Source organism: Pseudomonas sp. NLJ1 (assembly GCF_049486705.1).
GTDB classification, from domain to species: Bacteria; Pseudomonadota; Gammaproteobacteria; order Pseudomonadales; family Pseudomonadaceae; genus Aquipseudomonas; species Aquipseudomonas inefficax.
This window is the reverse complement of the sequence record NZ_CP137735.1, coordinates 1,959,630-1,970,000: the sequence shown is the minus strand read 5'-3', so window position 1 is coordinate 1,970,000 and position 10,371 is coordinate 1,959,630. Positions and strand designations below refer to the sequence as shown.

The window sequence follows — 10,371 nt, the reverse complement described above, 5'->3', positions numbered from 1 at the left end:
TCGCTCAACGGATAAAAGGTACTCCGGGGATAACAGGCTGATACCGCCCAAGAGTTCATATCGACGGCGGTGTTTGGCACCTCGATGTCGGCTCATCACATCCTGGGGCTGAAGCCGGTCCCAAGGGTATGGCTGTTCGCCATTTAAAGTGGTACGCGAGCTGGGTTTAGAACGTCGTGAGACAGTTCGGTCCCTATCTGCCGTGGACGTTTGAGATTTGAGAGGGGCTGCTCCTAGTACGAGAGGACCGGAGTGGACGAACCTCTGGTGTTCCGGTTGTCACGCCAGTGGCATTGCCGGGTAGCTATGTTCGGAAGAGATAACCGCTGAAAGCATCTAAGCGGGAAACTTGCCTCAAGATGAGATCTCACTGGGATCTTGAATCCCCTGAAGGGCCGTCGAAGACTACGACGTTGATAGGTTGGGTGTGTAAGCGCTGTGAGGCGTTGAGCTAACCAATACTAATTGCCCGTGAGGCTTGACCATATAACACCCAAGCAATTTGCTGACGCAGATTGCGGTGGTGAAGACGAAACGAACCGAAAGTTCGCACTGCTCACAAAAGCACCACAAATATCGCATATCCGAATTCGCTGGGCTGTCCATCTGGACATTCTGGCAACAGAATTTCTTGACGACCATAGAGCATTGGAACCACCTGATCCCATCCCGAACTCAGTAGTGAAACGATGCATCGCCGATGGTAGTGTGGGGTTTCCCCATGTGAGAGTAGGTCATCGTCAAGATTCATTTCGCAAAACCCCTATCTGCGCATGCAGGTAGGGGTTTTGTCTTTCTGGCCCAAAAGTTCGGGGCCTGCACAACCCTTCTCTGTGGGAGCGGGTTCACCCGCGAACACCGGCAAAGCCGGTGCCATCCACCGCGCTGCCTGCTTCGCGGCTAAAGCCGCTCCCAGGAGTCGCAGCAATAGTCAGGAATCGCGTCAGCCTGATGGCACTCGGCCCTTTCAGGCATTCGCATGATATCGTTCCCCCTCAGCCACCAGTGCCTGCCAGAGACCTCCCGATGCCCAACACCACTCACCTCCACCCCGGCTTCATGATCGTCCACGGCAACCGCCTCGACGACCTGCGCAGCCTGGTGGTGAGCTGGATGCGTCGTTATCCCCTGGCGCCCCTGGAAAACGAAATCGCCCTGGTGCAAAGCAATGGCATCGCTCAATGGCTCAAGCTGGCCCTTGCCGAAGACCCTCGGGACGATGACCAGGGCGGCTGCGGCATCGCTGCGGCCATCGACGTGCAACTGCCAGGCAGCTTCATGTGGCAGCTGTACCGCAGCGTGCTGGGCCGCGACGAAATTCCCGAAGTCTCCCTGCTCGACAAGGCACCGCTGACCTGGCGCCTGATGCGCCTGCTTCCGGCTCTGATCGAACGCCCGCATTTCGAGCCGCTGCGGCGCTTCCTCACCGACGACAGCGACCTGCGCAAGCGCTACCAGCTCGCCGAGCGCCTGGCCGACCTGTTCGACCAGTATCAGGTCTACCGCGCCGACTGGCTCAAGGATTGGGCCGCTGGCGAGCATATCCTCAATACCGCCCGCGGCGAGCGCAAGGCGCTGCCCGCGGGCAACCGCTGGCAGGCCGAGCTGTGGCGTGCATTGCTGGATGATGTTGGCGAGCAAGGCATGGAGCAAAGCCGCGCCGGGGTACATCAGCGTTTCATCGAACGGATCAACAGCCTGGAGCAGGCACCTGCCGGTCTGCCGGCCCGGGTGATCATATTTGGCATATCCTCGCTGCCAGCCCAGGCCCTTGAGGCACTGGCGGGCCTGGCACGCTTCAGCCAGGTGCTGCTATGTGTGCACAACCCCTGCCGCCACCACTGGGCCGATATCGTTGCCGACAAGGACCTGCTGCGCCACCAGTACAAGCGCCAGCAACGCAAGCAGGGCATGCCCTTGCAGCTGGACGACCAGTCGCTGCACCAGCATGCCCACCCCTTGCTGGCTGCCTGGGGTAAACAAGGCCGCGACTACATCAACCTCCTCGACAGCTACGATGACCCTGGCAGTTACCAGGGCGTATTCAGCGACGGCCGCATTGACCTGTTCAGTGACGGCTCGCCCACCACGCTGCTCAGCCAGTTGCAGGACGACATCCTCGAGCTGCGCCCGCTCGCCGAAACCCGCGAGCGTTGGCAACCAGTCGAGCCGGCGAAGGACCGCTCGATCCGCTTCCACATCGCCCACAGCCCGCAACGTGAAGTGGAGATCCTTCACGACCAGCTGCTGGCCCGGTTCAGCGCCGACCCAACCCTGCGCCCACGTGATGTGATCGTCATGCTGCCGGCCATCGATACCTACGCGCCGCATATTCGCGCCGTATTCGGCCAGTTGCAGCGCAACGATCCGCGCTACATCCCGTTCACCCTGGCCGACCAGGGCCAGCGTGGCCGCGAACCTTTGCTGATTGCTCTCGAGCACCTGCTCAAACTGCCGGACAGCCGCTTCGCGGTCAGCGAAGTGCTCGACCTGCTGGACGTGCCGGCAGTCCGCGCCCGTTTCGGCATTCGTGAAAACGACCTGCCCACCTTGCACCGCTGGATCGAGGGGGCCGGCATCCGCTGGGGCCTCAATGCCGAGCAGCGGGCCAGCTTGGGCCTGCCCGCAGGGCTGGAACAGAACAGCTGGCGGTTCGGCCTGCGGCGCATGCTGCTGGGTTATGCCGTAGGCTTGGGCGAGGCCTGTGACGGCATCGAACCCTACGATGAAATCGGTGGCCTGGATGCGGCACTGATCGGCCCGCTGGTCGCATTGCTCGACGCCCTCGAAGTAGCCAGCCAGGCCTTGTCCGAGCCTGCCACTGTCAGCCAGTGGGGCGAGCGGCTGCATGCCTTGCTGCAAGTGTTTTTCCTGGCCGAAGGCGAGCGCGACGAGTTCCTGCTGATGCAGCTGCAGGATCTGCGTGACAGCTGGCTTGAAGTGTGCGAAGCCGTCGGTCTGCAAGACCCATTGCCGCTGACCGTAGTGCGCGAAGCCTGGCTCTCGGGCCTCGACCAGGGCAAGTTGTCCCAGCGCTTCCTCGCCGGCTCGGTCAACTTCTGTACCCTCATGCCGATGCGCGCCATCCCGTTCCGGGTGGTCTGCCTTCTGGGCATGAACGACGGCGATTATCCCCGCGCCCAGCAGCCGCTGGACTTCGACCTGATGGCCAGCGACTACCGCCCTGGTGACCGCTCGCGCCGTGAGGATGACCGCTACCTGCTGCTCGAAGCGCTGTTATCGGCCCGCGACCAGCTGTATGTCAGCTGGGTCGGGCGCAGCATCCGCGACAACAGCGAACGCCCGGCCTCGGTCCTGATCGGCCAGTTGCGCGACCACCTTGCCGCCGGCTGGCAGCTGGCAACTGTGGAGCCGGGGCAGCCAGCAGAGCCGGGCGAGCAACTGCTGCACGCACTGACCCAGGAGCATCCGCTGCAACCTTTCAGCCCACGTTACTTCCAGAAAGACAGCCCGCTGTTCAGCTTTGCTCACGAATGGCAGGTACTGCACCAGCAAGGCCACGAAGAGGAGCAGGGTGACCCCGGCCTGCCGCCTTATCATGCTGATGAGGCTTTGAGCCTGGCCCAGTTGAGTGATTTCCTGCGCCACCCTGTGCGGCACTTCTTCAGTCAGCGCCTGAAGGTGTACTTCGAAGCGCTGGCAGCACCGACCCCGGACGAGGAACCCTTCGTCCTCGATACGCTGCAACGGTACGGCGCCAGTGAAAGCCTGCTGGGTGCAGCGCTGGCCGAGCCGGACAATGCCGAACAGGCCCTGCAGGCCCAGGCCCGGCGCTTGCAGGCCTGCGGCGTGCTGCCCCTGGCCGGCTTCGGCGAGCTGCTGCAGCGCGAGCTGATCGAACCCCTGCCAGACCTGCTGCAACGCCACCGCCAGTTATTGCAACGCTGGCCACAACTGGTCGAGGGGGCATTGCCTGTGCATTTCGAGCACGGCTCGCACTGCCTCGAAGGCTGGCTTGGGCGGGTGTTCCAGGCAGATGACCAAAGCCTGCTCAGCATAACCACGGTCCCCAACACTATCAGTGCCGGGCGTAACGCCCTCAAGTGGCACCGCCTGATCGCGCCCTGGGTCACGCACCTGGCGGCCTGCGCGGCGGGCTACCCCTACAACAGCGCACTGGTGGCCAGCGATCTGACTCTGCTGCTCGCGCCACTGCCGCAAGCGCAGGCGGCGCAGTTGCTGGGCGACCTGCTGGTAGCCCGCCAGGCGGCGATGAATGCGCCATTGCCGGTCGCGGCCAAGACCGCGTTCGCCTGGCTGGCCCAGGACGATAGCGACAAAGCCCTGGCTGCTGCAGCCCGCGCGTACGAAGGTGACGAGCGCACCAGCTTCGGCGAGCGCAGTGAAAGCATCGCCCTGGCCCGACAGTATCGCGATTTCGCCGCACTCACCGCTGATGAAACCTTCGAAGGTTGGTGCGAAGCCTTGTACCGCCCATTGTTCAACGCCCCGTGGCAGACCCTGGGCAACCCGGAGAAAGGCGCATGACCCAGGACCGTCCCCTGGCACTGAGTTTCCCCCTGCATGGCAGCCAGCTGATCGAGGCCAGCGCCGGCACGGGCAAGACCTTCACCATTTCGGCGCTTTACCTGCGCCTGATCCTCGGTCACGGCGGCGAGCAGGGTTTCGATCGCGAGCTGCTGCCACCGCAGATCCTCGTGGTGACCTTCACCGACGCCGCCACCAAAGAGCTGCGCGAACGTATCCGCGCCCGCCTGGCCGAAGCTGCGCGGTTCTTCCGTGGCGAGCTGGAGGCGGCGGACCCGCTGCTGCACCAGCTGCGTGACGACTACCCGGAAGAAGCCTGGCCACGCTGTGCCGGGCGCCTGGAAATCGCCGTGCAGTGGATGGACGAGGCTGCGGTATCGACCATCCACGGCTGGTGCCAGCGCATGCTGCGCGAACATGCCTTCGACAGCGGCAGCCTGTTCACCCAGACCCTGGAAACCGACCACAGCGAGTTGTTGGGCCAGGTCATGCGCGATTACTGGCGACGCTTCTGCTATGGCATGCAAGGTGATGCGCTGGCCTGGGTGCGCGCCCACTGGGGCAGCCCCGATGCCTTGCTGCCGCGGATACGCCCGCTGTTCGGTCGCGTGCGCGCGCAGCAGGACGGGCCAGAGCCTGCGGCACTGATCAAGGCATCGCTGCAGCAGCGTGGCGAGCAGCTGGCCCGGCTCAAGGCGCCTTGGGCGCAATGGGCCGAAGAACTGCGGCAGATCTGCCGGGATGCGCTGGCCGCCAAACAGGTCGATGGCCGCAAGATGCAGGCTCGTTACTTCGAACCCTGGTTCGACAAGCTTTGCGCCTGGGCCGCGGACGACCAACTGGCGGAACTCGACCTGGGCACCGGCTTCACCCGCCTGACTCCGGCGGGTATGGCCGAAGCCTGGAAGGGCGCACCACCCGAGCACCCGGCCCTCGACGCCATGCAGAGCTTGCAGCAACAGTTGCAGGCTCTGGACAGCCCGGATGCCTCGTTGCTCGAGCACGCCGCCAACTGGGTATCGGCGCGCTTCGAAGTGGAGAAGCGTCGGCGCGCGGAAATGGGTTTCGACGACATGCTCCTGCGCCTGCAGCACGCCTTGGCCAGCGAGGCCGGAGAGCGCCTGGCCAGCCTGATCCGCGAGCAGTTCCCGGTGGCGTTGATCGACGAGTTCCAGGACACCGACCCGGTGCAGTACGGCATCTTCGAGCGCATCTACCAGATCAGCGAAAACCGCGCCGAAACCGGCCTGTTCATGATCGGCGACCCCAAGCAGGCGATCTATGCCTTCCGTGGTGCCGACATCTACACCTACCTCGCCGCCCGCCGTGCCACCAGTGGTCGCCTGCACAGCCTTGGCACCAACTACCGCTCCAGCAAAGCCATGGTCGCGGCGGTCAACCAGGTGTTCCTGCAGGCCGAGGCGCGGGAGGCAGGGCGCGGCGCATTCCTGTTCCGCGAGGCCGATGACAACCCGCTGCCGTTCATCGAGGTGCGCGCCAAAGGCCGTGGCGAGCAGCTGTTGATCGATGGTGAAGCTTGCGCAGCCCTGCAGTGCTGGCAACTGCAAAGCGAAGAGCCGGTCTCCGGCAGCGTATACCGCCAGCAGCTGGCAGCCAGTTGCGCCAGCCATATCGTCGCCTTGCTTAATGGTGGCCAACAGGGCACGGCGGGTTTTCAGAATGCCGAGGGCGAACTGCGCCCGTGCCTGCCATCGGACATCGCCATCCTGGTGCGCGATGGCCATGAAGCGCAAATGATCCGCGCCGAACTGGCCGCGCGCGAGGTGCGTAGTGTGTATCTGTCCGACAAGGACTCGGTATTCGCCGCCCAGGAGGCCCACGACCTGTTGGCCTGGCTCAAAGCCTGCGCCGAGCCCGATTCGGAGCGCCTGCTCAAGGCCGCCCTGGCCAGCCTCACCCTCGATTTGTCGCTGGCTGCGCTGGACCGCCTGAACCAGGACGAGCGGGTCTGGGAAGACTGGGTCATGCGCTTTCGCCGTTACCGCGACACTTGGCAGCGCCAGGGCGTGCTGCCGATGCTTCGGCACCTGCTGCATGACTTCCAGTTGCCGCGTACCCTGATCCGCCGCAGCGATGGCGAGCGGGTGCTGACCAACCTGCTGCACCTGGCCGAACTGTTGCAGCAGGCCGCTGGTGAACTGGACGGCGAACAGGCGCTGATCCGCCACCTGGCCGAACATCTGGCCCGTTCCGGCCAGGCTGGTGAAGAGCAGATACTGCGGCTGGAGAGTGATGAGCAACTGGTAAAGGTGGTGACCATTCACAAGTCCAAGGGCCTGGAATACCCCTTGGTCTACCTGCCGTTCATCTGCACCAGCAAACCGGTGGACGGCAGCCGCCTGCCGCTGGCCTGGCATGATAGCCAGGGCAACGCCCATCTCACCCTCACCCCAGACCAGGAACAGATCGAGCGCGCCGACGATGAGCGCCTGGCCGAAGACTTGCGCCTGCTCTATGTGGCCCTGACCCGTGCCCAGCATGCCTGCTGGCTGGGTGTCGCCGACCTCAAGCGGGGCAACCAGAAGAGCTCGCAACTGCACCGCTCTGCGTTCGGCTACCTGCTGGGAGGTGGCCTCGCCCTGCCGAGCTCGCAACAACTGACGGACTGGTTGCAGGCCTTGGCTGCAACGTGCCCGCACATCAGCTGCCCGGGCCTGCCGCCGGCAGATGAGCAGGTGTATCGCATGCCGCACGCCGAGCGTGAGCTGCTGCCTGCCCGCAAGCCGCGCCGCGCAGCGGGCGCCGAGCATTGGTGGATTGCCTCGTACAGTGCCCTGCGCGTCGGCGACCAGACCCTCGGTGCCGACAGCTCCCAGGCCCAACAGTTACTGGATGATGAAGTGGTCGATACTCAGGTGCTGCGCGAGGTCCCGGCCGACAGTGGCGACATCCACCGCTTCCCGCGCGGGCCAAACCCCGGCACCTTTCTGCATGGCTTGCTGGAATGGGTTGGCCGCGAGGGCTTCAGCCAGGTCAGCAGCAATACACAGCTGATCGAGCGAACCGTTGGCCAGCGCTGCAATCGTCGCGACTGGACCGGCTGGATCTCCACCCTGACCCAATGGCTGCAGCGCCTGCTGGGCGAAGCGTTGCCGTTACCGGGCAGCGACCTTGGCGTGACGCTCGGGCAGTTGCGCCACTACCAGATCGAAATGGAGTTCTGGTTCGCCAGCCATCAGGTCGATGCCGAACAGCTCGACCGCCTGGTGGTACGTCACACCCACCGCGGCCTGGCGCGGCCGGCGGCACAGCCGACCTTGCTCAATGGCATGTTCAAGGGTTTCATCGACCTGGCCTTCGAGCTGGACGGGCGTTACTACGTGACCGACTACAAATCCAACTGGCTGGGGCCGGATATCCAGGCCTACGATGCCCTGGCCATGGAAAAGGCCATCCTCGAACATCGCTACGACCTGCAGTACGTGCTGTACCTGCTGGCCCTGCATCGCCAGTTGCGCGCCCGCCTGCCTGACTACGACTACGACCGCCATGTCGGCGGCGCCCTGTTCATCTTCCTGCGAGGCGCCAGCAGTAGCGGCCACGGCGTTTACCACGCCAAGCCACCGCGTGAGCTGATCGAAAGCCTCGATGCGCTGTTCCGTGGCGAGCACCCGCCCGTACAGCAGGACCTGTTTGCTGGAGCCGTGATATGAGCCGGAGCCTCGTCGACCTGTTGCCCACCCCGCTGCACGCCGAGCACCTGCTCGCACTGGCGCCACAGCATGACAGCGGCGACCTGCTGCAACTGCTCGACCGCTGGGTGGAGCGAGGCTGGCTGCGTGCCCTGGACCGTGCGTTCGTATCTTTCCTGGAAGAGCGAGCCCCCGGTAGCGACCCCCTGTTGTTGCTGGCCGCCGCCCTGGCCAGCCATCAACTGGGCCACGGCCATGTCTGCCTCGACCTGCAGCAAACCCTGGCCGAGCCCGATTTCGCCCTGTCGTTGCCACCTGAAGGCGATGCCTTGACCGGCCCCTTGCTGCTGCCTTCGCAGTTGCTGGCCAACCTCGACCTGCACACCTGGCGCCAGCGCATTGCCGCCAGCCCGCTGGTGGCGGCCGGTGATACCCCGGGCCAGCAAGCGCGGCCTCTGGTGCTCAGCGGCGAGCGCCTGTACCTGCGCCGTTACTGGAGTTACGAGCGGCGCATCGACCATACCCTACGCCAGCGCCTGTCCCAGGTCGAAGCGCCGCCGGGCGACCTGCCTGGCCGTCTGGCGCAGCTGTTCGACGGTGGTGCGCCGGCTGGCCAGGTGGACTGGCAGAAGCTCGCCTGTGCACTGGCCACCCGCGCCGGTTTCAGCATCATCACCGGCGGCCCCGGCACCGGTAAGACGACTACCGTGGTCCGCCTGCTGGCCTTGCTGCAGGCGCCGGCGGTGGAGCAGGGCAGGCCACTGCGCATTCGCCTGGCCGCGCCGACCGGCAAGGCGGCCGCGCGCCTGACCGAATCCATCGGCCAGCAGGTCGAGCGCCTGCAGGTCAGCCCCGAGGTGCGCGGTCAGATCCCCACCGAGGTCAGCACGGTACACCGCTTGCTCGGCAGCCGCCCTGGTTCGCGGCACTTCCGCCACCATGCCGGCAACCCGCTGCCGTTGGACGTGCTGGTGGTCGACGAAGCGTCGATGATCGACCTGGAAATGATGGCCAACCTGCTCGATGCCCTGCCGCCACGGGCACGCCTGGTACTGCTGGGCGACAAGGACCAGCTTGCCTCGGTCGAGGCCGGCGCGGTATTGGGCGACCTGTGCCGGGATGCCGAGGAGGGCTGTTACTCGCCGGCTACCGAGGCATGGCTGGAGCAGACCGGTGGCGAGTCGCTGGCGGGCAGCGGCCTCAAGGCTGGCGATGAGCAGCGCAACCCGCTGGCCCAGCAGGTGGTGATGCTGCGTTTCTCGCGGCGTTTCGGCGAAGGCAGCGGCATTGGCCAGCTGGCCCGGCTGGTCAACCGCCAGGATTCCCATGCGGCGCGCAACCTGCTGGCCGCGCCGCCTCCCGATGTGCACAGCCTGGCCCTGAAGCACGAACAGGATCGCGCCTTCGACCGCCTGCTGCTCGACGGACTCAACCGCGGCAGCGACGGTCCGCAGGGTTACCGCAGTTACCTGCGCACCCTTGGGCGCTTCCGCCCGGCCCTCGATACCGCCATTGACGACCCCGCGTGGGAGCAATGGGCGGGCAAGGTGCTGCACAGCTTCGAGGACTTCCAGTTGCTGTGTGCGGTACGCCGCGGCGCCTGGGGTGTCGAAGGCCTCAACGAGCGGGTGGCCCGGGTGCTGCACAATGCCGGGCTGATCGACAGCCAGCAGCCCTGGTACGAAGGGCGCCCGGTGCTGGTGACCCGCAACGACTACGGCCTGGGCCTGATGAACGGTGACATCGGCATCGCCCTGCGCCTGCCGGATGAGCGCGGCGAACCCTTGCTGCGCGTGGCCTTCCCGCGTAACGACGGCAGTGGCGGCGTGCGCTTCGTCCTGCCCAGCCGCCTGAACGAAGTGGAAACGGTATTCGCCATGACCGTGCACAAGTCCCAGGGCTCGGAGTTCAGCCACACTGCGCTGGTGCTGCCGGATGCGCTCAACCCGGTGCTGACCAAGGAGCTGATATACACCGGCATTACCCGCGCCAAGCACTGCTTCAGCCTGGTCGAGCCTCGCCAGGGTATTTTCGAAGAAGCGGTCGCGCGCAAGGTACGGCGTATTTCCGGGTTGATGCTGGAGCAGGTGTAGGACCGAGAAGGCCCTATCGCCGGCAAGCCAGCTCCCACAGGTACAGCGGCTGTGGAATCCCTGTGGGAGCTGGCTTGCCGGCGATAGGGCCATCAACCCCCATACATAAAGCAGCT

General features: G+C 65.1%; 3 protein-coding genes and 2 rRNA genes (1 of these 5 cut by a window edge). All 5 read left to right on the top strand.

The window, feature by feature from the left end; genetic code table 11:
• Positions 1-486, top strand: a 23S ribosomal RNA gene (locus tag R9B85_RS08820) (it extends 2,407 nt beyond the left edge of the window).
• 144 nt (positions 487-630) lie between these two features.
• A 5S ribosomal RNA gene (rrf, locus tag R9B85_RS08815) occupies positions 631-746 on the top strand.
• Positions 747-1,026: 280 nt separating this feature from the next.
• A complete protein-coding gene (recC, locus tag R9B85_RS08810; protein ID WP_207879398.1) occupies positions 1,027-4,509 on the top strand; it encodes an exodeoxyribonuclease V subunit gamma in 3,483 nt (1,160 codons plus the stop codon).
• The gene (gene recB / locus R9B85_RS08805; RefSeq protein ID WP_207879396.1) at positions 4,506-8,183 is read left to right on the top strand and encodes an exodeoxyribonuclease V subunit beta; all 3,678 of its coding nucleotides are present in this window, start codon (positions 4,506-4,508) and stop codon (positions 8,181-8,183) included. Before recC ends, recB begins: the two co-directional genes overlap by 4 nt.
• Complete coding sequence (gene recD, locus R9B85_RS08800) at positions 8,180-10,255, top strand: exodeoxyribonuclease V subunit alpha (RefSeq protein WP_207879394.1); 2,076 nt, start codon at positions 8,180-8,182, stop codon at positions 10,253-10,255. Before recB ends, recD begins: the two co-directional genes overlap by 4 nt.
• The last annotated feature ends 116 nt before the right edge of the window (positions 10,256-10,371 follow it).